Annotated in this window: 10 protein-coding genes; 6 read left to right on the forward strand and 4 right to left on the reverse strand. The window is 61.7% G+C overall.

Translation table 11 applies throughout. The features are described 5' to 3' along the window. Window positions 1-13 precede the first annotated feature (13 nt). From ACM6IV_RS04830 to ACM6IV_RS04840, 3 genes are all read left to right on the forward strand, one after another. Entirely contained in the window at window positions 14-12,334 is a 12,321-nt protein-coding gene (locus ACM6IV_RS04830; protein ID WP_414868948.1) for a non-ribosomal peptide synthase/polyketide synthase, read from the forward strand. 75 nt (window positions 12,335-12,409) lie between these two features. Beyond that, window positions 12,410-13,366, forward strand: a complete 957-nt coding sequence (locus ACM6IV_RS04835; RefSeq protein ID WP_414868949.1) for an alpha/beta hydrolase — start codon at window positions 12,410-12,412, stop codon at window positions 13,364-13,366. 118 nt (window positions 13,367-13,484) lie between these two features. Beyond that, window positions 13,485-13,652: a metallothionein gene (locus ACM6IV_RS04840; RefSeq protein ID WP_414868950.1), complete on the forward strand. Its 168-nt coding sequence runs from the start codon at window positions 13,485-13,487 to the stop codon at window positions 13,650-13,652. A gap of 23 nt (window positions 13,653-13,675) precedes the next feature. Here ACM6IV_RS04840 and ACM6IV_RS04845 read toward each other — a convergent pair whose 3' ends face one another. Further along, window positions 13,676-13,948 carry a hypothetical protein gene (locus ACM6IV_RS04845; protein ID WP_414868951.1) on the reverse strand — a complete coding sequence of 91 codons (273 nt, stop codon included), beginning with the start codon at window positions 13,946-13,948 and terminating at the stop codon, window positions 13,676-13,678. A gap of 36 nt (window positions 13,949-13,984) precedes the next feature. Beyond that, a complete protein-coding gene (locus tag ACM6IV_RS04850; RefSeq protein ID WP_414868952.1) occupies window positions 13,985-14,212 on the reverse strand; it encodes a DUF6555 family protein in 228 nt (75 codons plus the stop codon). Window positions 14,213-14,348: 136 nt separating this feature from the next. Here ACM6IV_RS04850 and ACM6IV_RS04855 point away from each other — a divergent pair, with 136 nt between their 5' ends. The 3 genes from ACM6IV_RS04855 (at window position 14,349) to ACM6IV_RS04865 (ending at window position 16,517) form a co-directional block, all read left to right on the forward strand. Then, a complete protein-coding gene (locus ACM6IV_RS04855) occupies window positions 14,349-15,131 on the forward strand; it encodes an AraC family transcriptional regulator (protein ID WP_414868953.1) in 783 nt (260 codons plus the stop codon). A 224-nt stretch (window positions 15,132-15,355) separates the two neighbouring features. Beyond that, window positions 15,356-15,529, forward strand: a complete 174-nt coding sequence (locus tag ACM6IV_RS04860) for a DUF1427 family protein (protein ID WP_007969534.1) — start codon at window positions 15,356-15,358, stop codon at window positions 15,527-15,529. Window positions 15,530-15,560: 31 nt separating this feature from the next. Further along, on the forward strand, window positions 15,561-16,517 hold the full coding sequence (locus ACM6IV_RS04865) for a quinone oxidoreductase family protein (protein WP_414868954.1): 957 nt from the start codon (window positions 15,561-15,563) through the stop codon (window positions 16,515-16,517). A gap of 121 nt (window positions 16,518-16,638) precedes the next feature. Here the strand turns inward: ACM6IV_RS04865 and ACM6IV_RS04870 are convergent, their stop codons facing one another. Beyond that, window positions 16,639-17,661 (reverse strand): purine-nucleoside phosphorylase, encoded by a 1,023-nt coding sequence (locus tag ACM6IV_RS04870; RefSeq protein ID WP_414868955.1) that lies wholly within the window; start codon window positions 17,659-17,661, stop codon window positions 16,639-16,641. 15 nt (window positions 17,662-17,676) lie between these two features. Further along, window positions 17,677-18,636, reverse strand: a complete 960-nt coding sequence (locus tag ACM6IV_RS04875; RefSeq protein ID WP_414868956.1) for a nucleoside-specific channel-forming protein Tsx — start codon at window positions 18,634-18,636, stop codon at window positions 17,677-17,679. Between the last annotated feature and the right edge of the window lie 409 nt (window positions 18,637-19,045).

Here is a 19,045-nt window from a genome sequence, read left to right on the forward strand (position 1 = left end):
GAGGGAAAAACGCGTGCAAGAGTTAATCGAGTCGGTAGGACAACTTTCGGCTAAGCAAAGAAAGGCTCTGGCGGTTCTGCTCAAGCAGAAAGGCGTCAACCTCTTTGACATTGCCCCGGTTTTCAAGCGCACGGCTGAAGAGCCGTTGCTGCTGTCCTACGCTCAACAGCGCCAGTGGTTTCTCTGGCAGTGGGCGCCGCACAGTGCGGCCTACAACATTCCGACGGCCTTGCGTTTGCAGGGCCCGCTGGATGTCAGCGCGCTGGAACGCAGCGTCGCGGCGCTGATCGAACGACACGAAACCTTGCGCACGGTGTTCTCTCAGGAAACCGCGCAACCCTTGCAAGTGGTCCTGCCCGTGGGACCCTTTGCACTGGAGATTCATCAACTGAGCCCTGAGCTGGCCAACGATGTGGATGCCTCGATCCAGGCGTTCGTGCAGACCCAGAGCCAGAAAACCTTCGACCTGCAGCACGGCCCGCTCTTGCGCGCAGCGTTGCTGCAAGTCACTCCCAATGACCATGTGCTGGTGCTGACCCTGCACCACATCGTCTCCGATGGCTGGTCGCTGCAAGTGATGATCGAGGAACTGGTGCAGCTGTACGCCGGTTTCAACCTCGGTCACGACGCCGGTCTGCCGGCCTTGCCGATTCAATACGCCGACTACGCCTTGTGGCAGCGGCAGTGGATGGAGGCCGGTGAGCAGGAGCGGCAACTGGCTTACTGGCAAGACAAGCTTGGCGGCGAGCAACCGGTACTGGAACTGCCGATGGATCGCCCGCGCTCCATCGAGCAAAGCTTCGCTGGCGCAAGCCATAACCTGATTCTCGACCCGGCGCTGAGCAACGCGCTCAAAGCCTTCGCCCGGCAAGAAAACGTCACCCTGTTCGTGGTTTTGCTGGCCTCGTTCCAGGCCTTGTTGCACCGCTACAGCGGTCAGGCCGACATCCGCGTCGGCGTGCCGAATGCCAACCGTGGCCGGGTGGAGATCGAGCGGCTGATCGGTTTCTTCGTCAACACTCAGGTGCTCAAGGCTGACATCGACGGGCAGATGTCATTTGTCGATCTGCTGCGTCAGGTCAAACAGACTGCGCAGGAAGCACAGGCCCACCAGGACTTGCCGTTCGAGCAACTGGTCGAAGCGCTGGAACCGGGCCGCAGTCTCAGTCACAGCCCGCTGTTCCAGGTGATGTTCAACCATCAGGCCGAGCGCCGCGCCAGCGTCGAAACCCGTTTGAATGGCCTGAGCATCGAACCGCTGGAATGGCAGAGCCAGACCGCACAGTTCGACCTGACCCTCAATACCACCGAACAGGCCCATGGCATCGAAGCCGTGCTCAAGTACGCCACCGATCTGTTCGACGCGGCGACCATCGAACGTCTGGCGCAACACTGGAGCGCGTTGTTGCGGGCCATCGTTGCCGCGCCGACGCAACGTATCGGTCAGTTGCCGATGCTTGATGCCGGCCAGCAGCAACAATTGCTCGCACAGTGGAATCCTCAGCGCGTCGAGCAACCGCTCGAGCAGTGCATTCATCAAGCCATCGAAGCGCAGGCCGAGCGTTATCCCGACGCAGTCGCCGTGACGTATGACGGGCAACGCCTGACGTACGCCGAACTCAATCGCCGTGCCAATCAATGGGCGCATGCGTTGATCGCCCGTGGCGTTGGCCCGGACGTGCGCGTTGGCGTGGCGGTCGAGCGTTCGCTGGACATGATTGTCGCCATCCTCGCCGTGCTCAAGGCCGGTGGCGCTTACGTGCCGCTGGATCCGGGTTACCCGGATGACCGCTTGAGCTACATGATCGCGGACAGCGGCATCGAGCTGCTGTTGACCCAGGGTCATCTGCTCACGCAACTGCCGGTACCGGCGGGACTGGCGTGCCTCGATCTGCATCAGGCACCAGAACACAGCATTGAAAGCAACCCGCTGTGCCTGACCACGCCGGACAGTCTGGCGTACGTGATTTACACCTCCGGTTCCACCGGTAAACCGAAAGGCGCATTGCTGCCGCACGGCAATGTCATGCGGTTGTTCAGCGCCACCGAGCACTGGTTCGATTTCGGCCCGCAGGACAGCTGGACGCTGTTCCATTCCTACGCCTTCGACTTCTCGGTCTGGGAGATCTTCGGCGCGCTGCTGTATGGCGGCAAACTGGTGGTGGTGCCTCACGACATCAGCCGTTCTCCGGAAGATTTCTACACCCTGTTGTGCGATGAACACGTCACCGTGCTGAACCAGACGCCATCGGCGTTCAAGCCATTGATGCAGATTGCCTGCGAGTCGCCACGCAATAACTCATTGCGCTACGTGGTGTTTGGCGGCGAGGCGCTGGAAGTGCAGAGCCTGCGCCCGTGGTTCGAGCGTTTCGGCGATCGCGCGCCAACGCTGATCAACATGTACGGCATCACCGAAACCACCGTACACGTGACTTACCGTCCGCTGTCGATGGCCGACCTGGAGCAAAACCACAGCAGCCCGATTGGTGAGCCGATTGTCGACCTGTCGTGGTACTTGCTCGACAGCTCGCTGAATCTGGTGCCACAAGGCTGCATCGGTGAGTTGTACATCGCCGGTGCCGGTCTGGCCCGGGGTTACCTGAATCAGCCCGGCATGAGCGCGACGCGATTCGTTCCTGATCCGTTCAATCCGCAGGCGGGCGAGCGTCTGTATCGCACCGGCGACCTGGCGCGGCTGCGCGGTGACGGGGTGATCGAGTACATCGGCCGCATCGACCATCAGGTGAAAATTCGCGGTTTCCGTATCGAACTGGGTGAAATCGAAGCGCAACTGCTCAAGCATGCCGGGGTGCGCGAGGCGGTGGTGCTGGCGGTCGACGGTATAAGCGGCCAGCAACTGGCAACGTGGATCGTTGCGAGCGAACAACTGGACGCCGCAGGGCAGGGCGCACTGCGCGATTCGATCAAGGCGCATTTGCGCGAGACCCTGCCGGATTACATGGTGCCGGTCAGTTGGGCATTCCTTGAGCGTCTGCCGCTGACGGCCAACGGCAAACTCGATCGCAAGCAATTGCCGCACCCGGAAGCCGCGCAGGTGCAGGAAGTCTATGCCGCGCCGCGCAACGAACTGGAACAGCGCCTGGCCGAGATCTGGCAGGACGTATTGAAGGTCGAGCGGGTCGGCCTCAACGACAACTTCTTCGAGCTGGGCGGCGACTCGATCATTTCGATTCAGGTGGTCAGCCGCGCGCGTCAGGCGGGCATTCGCTTCACCCCCAAAGACATCTTTCAGCACCAGACCGTGCAGCGTCTGGCGACCGTCGCGCAACAGAGCGACGCGGTGCAGATGCAGCAGGGCGAAGTGCTCGGCGACGCGCTGCTGACCCCGATCCAGCACTATTTTTTCAACAGTGACATCCCGGCGCGGCATCACTGGAACCAGTCGATCCTGCTGACCCCGGCCACCGCGCTGCAAGCGGTGCCGTTGGAGCAGGCGCTGCTGCAGTTGCACCGCCATCACGACGCCTTGCGTCTGCGTTACCGGCAAACCAATGACGGCTGGCAGCAAAATCACGCGCCTGCAGATCAGGCGCAAGCCTTGCTGCGCACGGTCACCCTGGACGACAGCGCCGCATTGCCGGCGCTGTGCCTGGACGTGCAGCGCAGCCTCGATTTGCTCGATGGCCCGCTGATTCGTGCGGTGTTGGTCGACTTGCCGGACGCCAGCCAGCGTCTGTTGCTGGTGATCCACCACTTGGTGGTCGATGGTGTGTCGTGGCGGATCCTGCTGGAAGATTTGCAAAGCGCTTATCAACAGCTGAGCAGCGCTCAGGCTGTGCGTCTGCCGGCCAAGACCAGCGCGTTCAGGGATTGGGGCAAGCGTCTGCAGGCGCATGCCCGCAGCGCTGAACTGGAAAGCGAACTGGATTACTGGCAGGGGCAGCTGCGTGATGTATCGATCGAACTGCCGCTGGACAACCCGCAGGGCCAGCTGAGCAACCGTTTCGAGCGCAGCGTCGATACGCGTCTGGACGCCGAACGCACCCGCCAGTTGCTGCAACAGGCGCCAGCGGTTTACCGCACCCAGGTCAACGACTTGCTGCTGACCGCGCTGGCCCGTGTACTGTGCCAGTGGACGAACAGCGACAGCGCGCTGGTGCAGCTCGAAGGCCACGGTCGCGAAGACCTGTTCGATGACCTCGACCTCAGCCGCACGGTCGGTTGGTTCACCAGCATGTTCCCGGTGCGCCTGACCCCCGACGCCAGTCTGGAAACCTCGATCAAAGGCATCAAGGAGCAACTGCGTGCGATCCCGAACAAAGGCATCGGCTATGGTTTGCTGCGTCATCTGGGCAGCGCCGAGTCGCAAGCGGCCTTGAACGAACTGGCGCAACCGCAGGTGACGTTCAACTACCTCGGCCAGTTCGACAACAACTTCGATGCAGACGCCTTGTGGGTGCCAGCCACCGAAGACAAGGGCGCCGGCCAGGACGAAAATGCGCCGATGGCCAACTGGCTGACCATCGATGGCCGGGTTTATCAGGGCCAGTTGAGCCTGACCTGGACCTACAGTGGCGATGTTTTCGAAGAGTCCACCATCAATGCGTTGGCCCGCGCATATGAAGTGGCGTTGAACGAGTTGATCGAGCATTGCCTGAGCCATCCGAGCGGTGGTTTGACGCCATCCGACGTGCCGTTGGCCGGGTTGTCCCAGGCACATCTGGACAGCTTGCCAATCGCCGCCCAGCGCATCGAGGACATCTATCCGCTGGCGCCGATGCAGCAGGGTATTCTGTTCCACAGCCTGTATGACGCCGATGCCAGCGCCTATGTCTATCAGATGCTGCTCGACATCGACGGTCTCGACGTGGCGCGTTTCCAGCAGGCCTGGCAGCGGGTGGTGGATCGCCATGAAGTGCTGCGTGCCGGTTTCATCTGGGGCCGCGATGGCCTCGATGCGCCGCTGCAAGTGATCAATCGCCAGTTGACCCTGGAAATGCCCGAAGTCGATGTGCGTGGTGTGGCGGACTTGCCGGCTGTGCTCGAAGCGCGGGCGCAGGCCGATCGCAAACGCGGTTTCGATCTGCAGAACCCGCCGCTGTTGCGCCTGTGCCTGTTGCGCACCGCCGATGATCGCCATCGATTGATTTTCACCTGCCACCACATCCTCATGGATGGCTGGAGCAACTCGCGAATGTTCGGCGAGGTGTTGCAGGATTACGCCGGTCAGCCGGTGCCGAGCGCGCAGGGCCGTTATCGCGACTTCCTGGTCTGGCTGCAAGGTCAGGACAAGGCCGGCGCAGAGGCGTTCTGGCGCGGACAACTGGCCGCACTGGACGAGCCGACCCGACTGGCCTCGGCCTGCCACGGGCGTACCGTGCCGGGGCCGGGCAAGCAGATGCATCGCCTGCATTTCGACCAGGCCTTCACTCAGCGCCTGAACGGTTTTTCCCGTCAGCAGCAAGTGACCCTCAACAGTCTGGTGCAAGCCGCGTGGTTGCTGGTGTTGCAGCGCTACACCGGCCAGGCCACGGTGGCCTTTGGTGCAACGGTGTCCGGGCGTCCGGTGGACCTGCCGGGCATCGAGCAGCAATTGGGCCTGTTCATCAACACCTTGCCGGTGATCGCCAGCCCGCAGGCCACGCTCAGCGTCGGCGACTGGGTGCGCAGCGTGCAGGACAAGAACCTGCTGCTGCGTGATTACGAGCAAACGCCGTTGCAAGACATCCAGCGTCTGGCCCAGTTGAGCGGCGAAGCGCTGTTCGACACCTTGCTGGTGTTTGAAAACTATCCGGTGTCCGAAGCGCTTGAGGCCAACCCGGGCGGTCTGCGTTTTGGCGGCCTGGAGCATCGCGAACAAACCAACTACGGTCTGACCCTGATCGCCGGGGCCAGCGACGTGCTGAACCTGGATTTCAACTACCTCACCGAACACTTTGCCGAACGCAGCGTGCTGAGTCTGGCAGGGCATCTGGAAGAAGTACTGCGCCAGTTCATTGAGGCGCCCCAGCGTCTGCTTGGTGAAATCGGCTTGTTGCCACTCGCCGAACGCCAGACCCTGGCGCACTGGAACGATCATCGGGCTGCGTATCCAGTCGAGCGATTGATCTCGCAGAGTTTCGAGCGGCGCGTCGCCGCGCATCCGCAGGCACTGGCGCTGAGTCACGCCGGCGTCGCCCTGAGCTATGCCGAACTCAACCAACGCGCCAACCAGTTGGCTCATCATCTGCTGGCGTTGGGCGTCGGTGCGGAAATCCGTGTCGGCGTGGCGATGCCGCGTTCGGCGGAGCTGGTAATCGCTTTGATGGCGGTGCTCAAGGCCGGTGGCACCTACGTGCCGCTGGACCCGGATTACCCGGCGGAGCGCGTGGCCTACATGCTCGACGACAGTCAGGCGAAAGTCTTGCTCACGCAACAGTCGCTGCTGGCGCAACTGCCGCAGACGGATGCACAGGTGGTGCTGGTCGAGGCCGGTGGTGCGGCGTTTGCCGAGCAGCCTGCGGACAATCTTCCTGTGCGGGGGGATTCGGCCAATCTGGCCTACGTGATCTATACCTCCGGTTCCACCGGCAAGCCGAAAGGCGTGGCCATCGCCCACCGTAACGTGCAGGCGCTGATCCACTGGTCCGCCGAGGTCTACAGCGAAGACGATCTGCAAGGTGTGCTGGCGTCGACGTCGGTGTGCTTTGACCTGTCGGTGTGGGAGATTTTCGTCACCCTTGCGCGTGGCGGTTCGCTCGTCATGGCGCGCAATGCCCTGGAACTGCCGGAGTTGCCGGAGCGCGATCAGGTGCGCCTGATCAATACCGTGCCGTCGGCGATTGCCGCGCTGCAACGCAGCGGGCACATTCCGCCGGGCGTGCGCATCATCAATCTGGCCGGCGAGCCGCTGAAGCAGAGCCTGGTCGACACGCTCTACCGCGAAACGGCGGTGGCGCACGTCTACGACCTGTACGGGCCGTCGGAAGACACCACGTATTCGACCTGCACCCGCCGCGAATCCGGTGGCGAGGCGAACATCGGCCGGCCGCTGGTCAACACCACGGCGTACCTGCTCGATGGCCAATTGCAGCAAGCACCGCTGGGCGTGGCGGCCGAACTGTATCTGGCCGGCGACGGCATCACCCGCGGCTACCTGTTCCGCCCGGGCCTGACTGCCGAGCGGTTCGTACCCAACCCATTCTCGGCCAACGGCGAACGCATGTACCGCACCGGCGACCTGACTCGCTTCAGCGATGACGGCAGGATCGAATACGTCGGCCGCATCGATCATCAGGTCAAGGTGCGTGGTTTCCGTATCGAACTGGGTGAAATCGAAGCGCGTCTGCTCGCTCAGGCCAGCGTGCGTGAAGGCGTGGTGCTGGCGGTGGATGGCCACAGTGGTCAGCAACTGGTCGCGTATGTGGTGCCGAGCGACAGCAGCCTCAGCCTCGAACAGCTGGACGATTTGAGTGCAGCGTTGCAGGCCGCGCTGAAGGCACATCTGCCGGAATACATGGTGCCGGCGCAGTGGCTGTTCCTCGAACAGTTGCCGCTTACCCCCAACGGCAAGCTCGACCGTAAGGCCTTGCCGGCACCCGACATCAGCCAGTCGCAGCGTGAATACGTCGCGCCGTCGACGCCGCTGGAACAGCAACTGGCCGAGGTCTGGCAGGACATTCTGAAGATCGAGCGGGTCGGCGTGACCGACAACTACTTTGCGCTGGGCGGCGACTCGATCATCTCGATTCAACTGGTCAGCCGCGCGCGTCAGCAGGGCATTCGTTTCACCCCCAAAGACCTGTTCCAGCAGCAGACCGTGCAAAAACTCGCGGCGGTGGTTGCAGTCGAGCCGTCGACCGACGAGGCGCCGGCAGATTATCCGTTGGCCCAACTCGATCAGGCGCAACTGGATGCGTTGCCGGTGGCGGCGGACCTGATCGAGGATGTTTACCCGCTGTCGCCGATGCAGGAAGGCATGCTGTTCCACACACTGTCAGATAACGGCAGCAGCCTTTACGTGCAACAGGTCAGCCTGCCCATCAAGGGCCTGGATGTGGAGCGCTTCCGCCAGGCGTGGGAATTCGTCATCGCCCGTCAGGCGATTCTGCGTACCAGTTTCCATTGGCAGGATGGCCTGGCCAAACCGTTGCAGGTGGTGCATCGCCATGCGCCGTTGCAAATGCAGGTGCTCGATTGGCGTGATCGCGAGACGAGCGAAGAACGGATTGCCGAGTTCGCCAGCGATGACCGTGCGCTCGGTTTCAATCTGGCCGATGCGCGTTTGTTGCGGGTGACCCTGCTGCGCTTGAGCGACGATCAGTACCAGATGATCTGGACCAGCCACCACATCCTGATGGACGGCTGGAGCAGTTCGCGCCTGTTCGGCGAGGTGCTGCAGTATTATTCCAAAGGCGAAATCATTGGCGAAAACGGTCGTTACCGCGACTTTATCGCCTGGCTGCAGGCGCAGGATCAGGACGCCCAGGAACTGTTCTGGAAGGCGCGACTGGCGCCGGTCAATGAGCCGACGGCCCTGAGCCAGGCAATGCACCCGCGCCACAGCGCCGATGTCGCCGGTCACGATGCGATCTATTCGAACTGGGACAAAGCGCAGACCGCACGGTTGTTGCAGTTCTGCCGCGACCTGCGCATCACCCCCAACACGCTGATTCAGGGCGCGTGGCTGCTGCTGTTGCAACGCTACACCGGGCAGCAGACGGTGACCTTCGGCGCCACGGTGTCGGGGCGTCCGGAAAGTCTGGCGAATGTCGGCAACATGCTCGGCCTGTTCATCAACACCTTGCCGATCATTCAGACGCCGCAAGCCGATCAGCGACTGGCTGACTGGCTGGGCGAAGTGCAGGCCTACAACCTCGACATCCGCGATTATTCCCAAGCGCCGCTGGCCGATGTGCAACGCTGGTCCAACCTCGGCGGGCAGGCGCTGTTCGACAGCATCGTGGTGTTCGAAAACTTCCCGATCGACGATCGCTTGCAGGAAGAAAACGACACCGACCTGACCTTCGGCAAATCCATTGGCCACGGCGTGACCAACGTGCCGATGGACCTCGCGGTGATGCTCGGCGACGAGTTGTCGATCGAATACCTGTACCTGCGCAGCCACTTCAGCGCCGAGGCGGTCGTCGGCATTCGCCAGACCCTGGAAAACACCCTTGCCGCGATGCTGGCGGCGCCGTACGAACGCCTCGGTAATTTGCAGCGCCTGAGCGACGAACAATGGCAAGCGGCGCAGGCCTGGAGCGCCGAACCGACGCACACCCATCAAGCCGCGCTGTTACCGGAACTGATCAGCCGTCACGCGCAACATCAGCCGCAGGCTATTGCTCTGCAATGCGCCGGGATGAACCTGACCTACGCCGAACTCGAGCAACGCGCCAATCGTCTGGCGCACTGCCTGATCGAATACGGTGCCGGGCCGGAAGTGGTGATCGGCGTGGCCTTGCCGCGTTCGCTGGAAATGGTCGTGAGCTTCCTCGCCGTGCTCAAGAGCGGTGCGGCGTACGTGCCGCTGGACATCGACTATCCGCCGGAGCGTCTGGCGTACATGATCGAAGATTCGGGCATGGCGCTGTTGCTGACCCAGAGCAGCCTGCGCAGCACATTGCCGGCGCCGCAAGGCCTGCTGCGTCTGGAAATCGATCACCTCGATGAAAGCCGCTACGCCGACCACGCCCCCGAACGTCGCGTGCAGGAGCAGGGCCTGGCCTATCTGGTCTACACCTCGGGTTCCACGGGGCGGCCGAAAGGTGTTGCCGTGACCCAAGGCCCGCTGAGCATGCACTGTCAGGCCATCGCCGAGTTGTACGAAATGGACGCCAGCAGTTGCGAGCTGCACTTCATGTCGTTCGCCTTCGACGGTGCCCATGAGCGCTGGTTGAGCACCTTGTACAGCGGCGGTCGTCTGGTGATTCGCGACGGTTGCCTGTGGACCCCGGAGCAGACCTATCAGGCGCTGCACGATTACGGCATCACCATCGCCTGCTTCCCGCCGGCCTATCTGAAACAACTGGCCGAGTACGCGGCGGCCAGCGGTATCGCGCCGCCAGCGGTGCGCATCTATTGCTTTGGCGGTGATGCGGTGCCGGATCAGACCTTCGAGCAGGTCAAGGCTGCACTGCGTCCGCAATACTTCACCAACGGCTACGGCCCGACTGAAACCGTGGTCACGCCGATGCTCTGGAAAGTCCCGGTCAGCCAGCATTGCCAAGCGGCGTACGCGCCGATCGGCCGCGCCGTGGGCGCACGCTCGCTGTACGTGCTGGACGAAGACCTCAACCCGTTGCCGCCAGGCTTTGCCGGTGAGTTGTACATCGGTGGTTACGGCGTCGCCCGGGGTTACCACGGCCGTCCGGACCTGACCAGCGAACGCTTCGTGCCCAACCCGTTCGCCGCAGGCGAGCGCCTGTATCGCAGCGGCGATCTGGTGCGTTTGCGGGCTGATGGCGTGGTCGATTACGTCGGCCGTATCGACCATCAGGTCAAGGTTCGCGGCTTCCGCATCGAACTGGGTGAAGTCGAGGCCAGTCTGCGCCAATTGCCGTCGGTCACCGACGCGCTGGTGATCGCCCGCGACAATGCTTCAGGCAAGCAACTGATCGGTTATGTGGTCACCGCGAACGGCGAAGACATCGGCGACGAACTCAAGGCGGGGCTGCGCACCTCGTTGCCGGAATACATGGTGCCGGCGCAGATCGTCTGCCTCAGTGCGTTCCCGGTGACACCGAACGGCAAGCTCGACCGCAAGGCCCTGCCGGAACCAGAGTTCAAAACCGACGAATACCTCGCCCCGCGCAACGAGCAGGAACGCCTGCTCGCGGACATCTGGGCGCAGGTGTTGCAGGTCGAACGAGTGGGCATCAGCGATAACTTTTTCGAACTGGGCGGCGACTCGATTCTGAGCTTGCAGGTGATCTCCCGCGTCAGAAACCACCCGACCTTGCAGATGGATCTCAAACTGCGCGACCTGATGCGTTATCAGACCATCGCCGGCATCGTCGAGCAGGAAGCTGCGAAGGAGGGCACCGCACCACCGCAAACGGACGTTACGCAGGTGGCCGCCGAAGGCTTGTTCAATCTCTTGCCGATTCAGGAATGGTTCTTTGCCGAAGGCATGGCCGAGGCGCATCACTACAACCAGTCATTGCTGTTGAGCGCGCGCCAGCCGCTGGACCTCGATGCACTGGAGCAGGCCCTGGGCTGGATCGAGCAACATCACGACTCGCTGCGCCTGCGGTTTTCCCATGAAGGCGGGCGCTGGTTGCAGCGTTACTGTGATCTCAGTGAACAGGGCGAAGCGGTGCTCTGGCGCCGCGAGGCGGACAACAGCGAGCAGGTCGAAGCCTTGGCCAACCTTGCCCAGCGCAGCTTGAAACTCGACGACGGACCGGTCTGGCGGGTGATGCATGTTGCCTTGCCGGATGGCCAGGCGCGTTTGCTGGTGGTGATTCACCACCTGGTGGTCGACACCGTGTCGTGGCGAATTCTGCTCGACGATTTGAAAGTGGCGTACGAGGCCTGCGTACAGGGGCTGCAGCCGAAACTGCCGATTCGCACCAGCAGTTACCGATCATTCGCCGAGGCCTTGCAGGCGCAGGCGCCGGTGATTGCCGAGCAGGAACTGGCGTACTGGCTGGAGCAACTGGATCAGCCAGGCGTCGACCTGCCCTGCGACAACCTGCGCGGCAAAAACCTTGTGCGTCAGCAGGCACAGGCACGCCTCAAACTCTCCCGCGAGCACACTGAACAACTGCTCAAACAGGCCCCGGCGGTGTATGGCACGCAAATCAACGACCTGCTGTTGTCGGCGCTCAGCCGTGCCCTGTGCCGCTGGAGTCAGCAACCGTCGGCGCTGATCCTGCTCGAAGGCCATGGCCGTGAAGACCTGTTCGAGTCCATCGACCTGAGCCGCAGCCTGGGCTGGTTCACCAGCATGTTCCCGGTGCGTTTGCGTCCGGACAGCGACGACATCGGCCAGTCGATCGTCAATGTGCAGGCACAGTTGGCAGCGGTACCGCAGAAAGGCATTGGCTATGGCGTGCTGCGGCATCTGGCCGGGGCAGAGGTGTCGCAGCAGCTGGCGGGGCTGCCGCAGGCGCGGGTCACCTTCAACTACCTTGGGCAATTCGACCAGAGTTTCGACGAGCAGGCGCTGCTGGTGCCGGCGCTGGAAGAAACCGGTGACAACTACAGCCTGAAAGCCAATCTGGGCAACTGGCTGGAAATTGTCGGCCAGGTCTATGACGGTCAGTTGGCCTTGCGTTGCATCTACAGCAGCCAGCGTTATCGCGCCGGCACCATGGATGCCTTGATGAGCGATTACCAGCGTGAGCTGGAGGCGTTGATCAAGCATTGCATGGCACGCGCGGGCTGATCGCCACAGGTTCAGTCATCTCCAGGGGGCGCTGCAGCGGCACGCCCCGTTTTTGCCGATACAAGGATTTTAGCGATGTCGTTACACCCTGATCTGGAAGCCTTTCTTGACCTGGCCCAAGACAGCCAGGACGCCGGCCTGCCGGCCATGCACCAAATGACCCCGAGCGAAGCCCGCGCGAGCTTCGAACAGACCACGGCGCAATTGCGCTGGCCCGCGCCACAAGACCTGTCAGTCAGCGAAATCACCACGTCGGCACGCGATGGTGCGCCGTTGGCACTACGTCTGTATCGGCCCCACTCTGCGGCCTCGCCGATGCCGGTGCTGGTGTATTTTCACGGTGGCGGTTTTGTCGTCGGCAGCCTCGATTCCCACGACGGCGTATGCCGCGAGTTTTGCCAGCGCACGCCGTGTGCGGTGTTGTCGGTCGGCTATCGGCTGGCCCCGGAGCATCGTTTTCCAACGGCGCTGGAAGATGGCGAAGACGCTTTGTCATGGCTGGCGGAAAACGCCGCAAGCCTCGGCCTTGATACCTCGCGTGTCGCGTTTGGCGGTGACAGTGCCGGTGCGACACTGGCCACGGTGCTGGCGATTCAGGCGGTGGTGCAACCGCCTACCGTGGCCATCGCGCCGAAGGCGCAGTTGCTGTGCTATCCGGTGACCGATGCTTCGCGTGTGCACGACTCGCGCCTGCTGTTCAGCGAGGGTTATCTGCTGGAGAACGACACGCTCGACTGGTTCTATCAGCACTACGCCCGTAGCCCGGAAGACTATCTGGACTGGCGCTTTTCACCGCTGCTGGCGGAGGATCTGCAGGGCGTGGCACCGGCAATCGTCTTGCTGGCGGGTTTCGATCCGTTGCTTGATGAAGGGCAGACGTATGCTGACAAACTGCGTGAGCAGGGCGTGAGTGTCGAGGTGGAGCATTGTCCGGGGCTGACCCATGATCTGCTTCGCCTGGCTTCGGTGATGCCGGATGTTTTGCAGGTGCATGCCGGCCTGAGCAGGGCGTTGGCGCGGGCCTTCGGGTGATCGCGCCGCAGACCTGCAAACAACAATCAAAAGATCGCAGTCTTCAGCAGCTCCTACACTGGTTAGCACGGCTTGCTTTTCAAGCCTCAGACAACCACCACCCAAAGGAGTCTGTCCCATGCCTGATAGAAAATGCGATTGTCCCGGATGCAACTGCACCATCAAGGAAGGCGATCATTCCTACACGGTGCACCGCAAGCACTATTGCTGTGAGGCCTGCGCTCACCACCACAAGGGTGGCGAGGAATGTTCAAGCAAGGGCTGCCATTGCGCGCACCCCAAATAATCCGACGCATAAAAAAGTGGAGCCTAATCAGGCTCCACTTCCAGTGTCAGACTTTTATCATCCCGTTGCTCAAAATGCCTCACTGTGCCTTGCAGCGTTCGTCCCTCGACCTTGACGACAACGATCTTCGCCTTATCCAGGTCATCCGGGACCGGCGCCTTTACGTGCAAGGTGAACCGGTAAGGATCATCGGCAACCATTTCCAGCCCGACCTCGCAATCCATCGTTTTGGTGATTTGGCCGAAGAATGTGGTCAGCCCGTAATCGAGTCGGGCCGGGTGATAATTGTCGTTCATCGGTCGATTTCCCCTTGTCCGGTCACGGCGATGGCTTCAGTTGGTCGGTCGCCACACGACGTTTTCCACGCCGAATTTTTCTGCCATCGGTTTGCTGGTCTTTTGCACCTTTTCACGGCCGAAGCGCGGTATGCGACCGACCCCGGCGTCGCAACTCGCCCAGTGCCACGCCTCGGTGTTGTCCATTTTGTCCGAGCGGATAATGAAGGACTTGGGCGTGCCGTGAAGGGTATATTCGATGACATAGAGTTTTGCGTTGTTCATAAAGCCCGTATTCCTCCCTGTGGTAATAGAGGGATCGCGGTGCACCGGGAAAATTCACTCGGATTGTCCGACGGTATCTATCATTGGCGACGGCATGGCGTGCTGGTTACCATGGGTTTCCCGCCAACCCCAATGAATGCTCGCCATGGCCCTCGCCGCACCCCCTGATCTCAGTGACATCGATGTGCCTGTGCAACCGCTGGCGCGTACCTATCCGCGCGGCTTGTTTATCGAGCCGCATGAGCATGTCTGGGGCCAGTTGCTGTATGCGATGAGCGGAGTGATGTGGGTCGAAACCCCGCACGAGGCGCTGGTGGTGCCGCCGCAACGTGCGGTGTGGTTGCCACCCGGCGTGCCGCACGGGATTCGGGTGGTGTCGGATCTGCAGATGCGCAATATCTACCTGCGCCCGGCGTTGGCGGCGACCCTGGATCCGACCGTGCAGGTGATCGAGGTTGGCGGTTTGTTGCGCGAGTTGATCGTCGGCCTGGTGGAGCAGGGCGACAGTGGTGAACCGGCCTACTACGAGGCGTTGGTCGGGTTGGCGTTGCTGGAGCTGAAACGCGCTCGGCGTTCACAATTGAAGATCCCCATGCCGGATGATTCCGACCGGCGTCTGATGAACCTGTGCCAAGCAGTGATGGCCGCGCCGTCGCTGGCGATTTCGTTCGAGCAGCATGCGGAAAATGCCGGGGCCAGCGTGCGGACCCTGGCGCGATTGTTCAAGGACAGCCTCGGCATGGGCTTCGCCGAATGGCGGCGGCAGGTGCAACTGGCGACGGCGGTGGCGGAATTGATTCAGGGGGTGGCGGTGAGTGTGATTGCCCGGGAACTGGGGTATTCACCCAGCAGCTTCAGCGACATGTTCCGCCGCGAACTCGGCGTGGCACCCTCGCAATTCATTGTGGAACAGGATTAATCAAACCAGCGCAGATCCAATGTGGGAGCGAGCCTGCTCGCGAATGCGGTGGATCAGCTGACTCATCCTTCAATGACACACCGCATTCGCGAGCAGGCTCGCTCCCACAGGGTTCTGTGGAGTGCATCCGATACTTGTCCGAAATTCAGAAGTCCTTGGCCGATGCCACCCCATCCGATTCCCTAGACTCTGCCCATTCCCTTCAAACGGCGGAGTTCCTCTCCATGAACTACCTGATTTCGCTGGCCATCGGGCTGGGCGTCGGCCTGTTATACGGCGCGCTGGATTTCCGTTCCCCCGCGCCACCGGCCATTGCGCTGGTTGGCTTGCTCGGCATGCTCGCGGGTGAGCAGTTGTGGCCGATGGGCCGGCAACTGGTGGCGGGTTGGTTGTCCTGAATTCCCTTTTTCTCCTTCGGTGGATGTGTCCATGAAAGCTCTGCAATTCGATAAAACCGGCGACTTGTCTTCCCTACGCTTCGTCGAGGTGCCGACCCCTGTTCCTGGCGCAAGCGAAGTGCTGGTGCAGATCAAAGCTGCAGGTCTGAACCCCAGCGACGTGAAGAACGTGCTCGGGCGTTTTCCCTACACCACCCTGCCACGGATTCCCGGTCGGGATTTCGCCGGTGTCGTCGTCGAAGGTCCACAGGCGTTGATCGGTCAGGAGGTCTGGGGCACCGGGCGTGAGCTGGGCTTTTTTGCCGATGGCTCCCACGCCGAGTTCGTCAAACTACCGGCCAGTGGCGTGGCGCACAAACCTTCGCACCTGAGTTTCACCCAGGCCGCCAGCCTCGGCGTGCCATACACCACGGCGTGGGATGCGCTGGAACGCAGCTTGGTGACGGCCGAAACGCGTTTGCTGGTGATCGGCGGCGGGGCAGTTGCGACCGCAGCGTTGGCGTTAGCGAAAGTGCGCGGTGCGCAGTTGCTGGCAGCGGCGCGGCGCCCGGAGCAGGTGGCGCAATTGCAGGCGCAGGGTTATCCGACGATCCAGCTGGATAAGCCCGAAGACCTCGGCGCGCAGGTCAACGCGGTGTATCGCGGCGGCGCCGATGTGATCTTCGACACTACCGGGTTCTGGCTGCCGGGGTCGGTAGCGGCGTTGGCCACGTTCGGGCGGATCGCGATCATCGCCGCACCGGTGGACGGGCATGTGCAATTGCCGGCACTGGCGCTGTATCGCAAGGGCGGTTCGGTGGTCGGGATCAATTCGTTGTTGTACGGCGTTGAAGCGTGTGCGGCGATGCTCGAGCAGTTCGGGCGGTTCTTCGATGAAGGCTCGCTGCCGTTGCCGCAAGGGTTGGTCGAGGTGCCGTTGGCCGAAGGCCTCGCGCGCTACGCCGACGTCAATCAGGGCAGCGGCGACAAGATTATCCTTATTCCCTGACCCACCGCAAAACCCTGTGGGAGCGAGCCTGCTCGCGAAAGCGGTCTGTCAGCCAATATATTCATCGACTGACACAGCCTCTTCGCGAGCAGGCTCGCTCCCACATTTTTTCGTGTTGGGTTCAGGATTGCGGGACGCCGTTTTCCCACGCCGACCAGTTTTTAAGAATGTCCTGCACCAGCGGATTTCCCGCGCGATAGAGGTTTTCCAGTGCCGGCACAAAACCGCCCTGGTCGGCGTATTTGAGCAGGTTGTCCACTTCACTGCCGCCCGGCTCAGGACGGTCGAAGTCGGAGCCGGCACGCACCACGGCCAGGCGTTGCACGTCGACCAGACCTTCACGGCTGGCGCGCAGCAAGGCCTCATAGGTGGAGTTGTCTTCCTGTTGTGTCGTGCAGTATTCGCCCTTGTTGTCGGTCAGCAGTCTGGTCCAGACCTCGGCCCGTTCGCTCAGGCGCGTGCCGGAAAACCAGGTGTTGCCGGCCAGTGTGTCGCAACGGGTTACCACCGGTGGCTGGTTGGCGGGGGGCGACGGGTATTTCAGGCGCCACGCGGCGGAATCCGGGCTTTCGCTCAGCTCGACTTTGTGGCTCAGGGCAAACGCTCTGGCCTGCAGTTTCGGGTTGAGTTCGAAGACTTCGGTCTTGTAGTCCAGCGGTGGTTTTTCGTTCGGGCCTTTGGTGTTGATGCCCAGGTAGCCGGTCGGCCAGCTCGAGGGTGCATCGCGCGAGTCGATCTCCCATTGCGTGCCGAACTCCACCAGATAATGCGCCCATGCAGCGGTGCCAATGGTCCCGTGTTTCGGGCTGATCCCGGCAATGCCGGCGATCAGGAAGTAGCTTTTGCGCAGGTCGAATTTCGGTGACAAAGCCAACGCCAGAGTCGAGGCGGCGGCGTTGGTCTGGCCCATGCCGGTGATCAACAGACACACCTGCTGCGCGTTGCAGCGGATGTTCGGGTACTCGGCGGACAGGCCCGGCACGCGTATTTCCCGGTTCAATGCCAAGCGGTCGATCCAGTGCTGCGCCTCGGGGGCGAACATGGTGATCAACACGACTTTCGGCTGGATCGGCGCTTCGGCCGCCCACGCGGTGGAGGAGAGCAGGGCCGCACCGGCCAGGGTCAAACGCATCATTGCTTGCATGGAAAACTCCTTGATTCAGAACTGATAACCGACGCCGGCGTAGTAACCCCAGCCATTGGAACGGGCGCGGAAATTGCCGTCGCCAAAATTCAGCTCGCTGCCGTCTTCCCAGTTGCCGCCATTGTGGAAGTAACGGCCGACCAAGGTGAAGCGCAAGTGGGTGAATGAATAGAGCAGGACGTTGGTCGCCACCGTCGCGTTGGCGGTGCGCGCGGGATTGTCCTTGTGAATGTCCGAGCCGAAATCGAAGTTGGTGAAACCGATGTAGGTCAGCGAGGCGCCGTTGCTGAATTTATCGATCGGCACGATGTACTTGAGTTGCGCGCGGTAGCCGTCCCACGAGTATTCGTTACTGGCGCCATAGTTTTCCCACTGATAGCGCCCGTACAGGTTGGCCGACAGATTGACCCGCGAATGGGTGTCGATGTCGGTGCCGAAACCGCTGTAGAGCGTATTGGCGCGGTTCTCTTTACGGCTGCCGTGGTCGTAGATCCAGTCGAACGCCACATACCATTCCTTGAACGGGCCGATGGCCAGGCTGCGGCCGGCGAGGTAGTCGATGGAGATGCGCGGTTCGTGTTCCATGAACACCGGCGAGCCGTGATCCCACACGCCTTTGTCGTGGCTGTTGCCGATGTTGAAGATTTTCGGGATGTCGATGTAACCGTACAGTTCGAACGGGCCTTTGCGGCCGAAGTACTCGTATTCCAGATAGATGTCGTCGGCCGGTTGCGGGCCGAAGCTGATGTCCTTGCTGCCGATCAGCGTCAGGTCCTGGTTATACCAGTCCGACAGGTACGCGCCTTGTTTCGGCGGGCTGGCTTCGGGGCTGAGGGCTTCGCCCTGGGCGGATTCTTCCACCGTTGCCGGTTGCGCCAGCGCGCTGTGGCTGAGAAGTCCGGTAACGCCGGTCAGTAGCAGGGGAACAGCAAGCATGCGCAAGAACGGTGCGCGAAAAGGGCAGGCGATGGGCATTCAAAGTCCTTTTTGGCAGATCAGAGCCCGGATTCCGTGGGCTTGTACGGTTTTGTTACGAAAACGCTTGGATCGACGTTGCGCAAACGTTTGCACAAGGCGTACCAAAACCTTCAATGGGCTGAAAAATCTGTCCTTTTTCAGTACTTCCTGATGGATCGGTCAGGCGCGGGTTTGCAGACCCTACAGTTCCCTGTGGGAGCGAGCTTGCTCGCGAAGGCGGGGTATCAGAAAAGTATCCGCAAGCTGACACAACGCATTCGCGAGCAAGCTCGCTCCCACAGTTTTTAACCTCTTCACAGTCAATGAATGCGGGCTGAAACGCTTATTCCAGACCGCTCTAGTATTAAAGTATTAATGCCATTTAATCCGTGCTCCATTGCCGGGCGTCGACTAGCTTTGTCCCCAA

The organism is Pseudomonas sp. IT-347P, assembly GCF_949768005.1.
Classification (GTDB): Bacteria; Pseudomonadota; Gammaproteobacteria; order Pseudomonadales; family Pseudomonadaceae; genus Aquipseudomonas.

Excerpts from the sequence above, each read along its gene's own strand:
- ACM6IV_RS04865 (WP_414868954.1), top strand. The coding sequence starts at position 15,561 with ATGAAAGCTCTGCAATTCGATAAAACCGGCGACTTGTCTTCCCTACGC.
- ACM6IV_RS04855 (WP_414868953.1), top strand. The coding sequence starts at position 14,349 with ATGCTCGCCATGGCCCTCGCCGCACCCCCTGATCTCAGTGACATCGAT.
- ACM6IV_RS04835 (WP_414868949.1), top strand. The coding sequence starts at position 12,410 with ATGTCGTTACACCCTGATCTGGAAGCCTTTCTTGACCTGGCCCAAGAC.
- ACM6IV_RS04845 (WP_414868951.1), bottom strand. The coding sequence starts at position 13,948 with ATGAACGACAATTATCACCCGGCCCGACTCGATTACGGGCTGACCACA.
- ACM6IV_RS04875 (WP_414868956.1), bottom strand. The coding sequence starts at position 18,636 with ATGCCCATCGCCTGCCCTTTTCGCGCACCGTTCTTGCGCATGCTTGCT.
- ACM6IV_RS04840 (WP_414868950.1), top strand. The coding sequence starts at position 13,485 with ATGCCTGATAGAAAATGCGATTGTCCCGGATGCAACTGCACCATCAAG.
- ACM6IV_RS04870 (WP_414868955.1), bottom strand. The coding sequence starts at position 17,661 with ATGCAAGCAATGATGCGTTTGACCCTGGCCGGTGCGGCCCTGCTCTCC.
- ACM6IV_RS04850 (WP_414868952.1), bottom strand. The coding sequence starts at position 14,212 with ATGAACAACGCAAAACTCTATGTCATCGAATATACCCTTCACGGCACG.
- ACM6IV_RS04860 (WP_007969534.1), top strand. The coding sequence starts at position 15,356 with ATGAACTACCTGATTTCGCTGGCCATCGGGCTGGGCGTCGGCCTGTTA.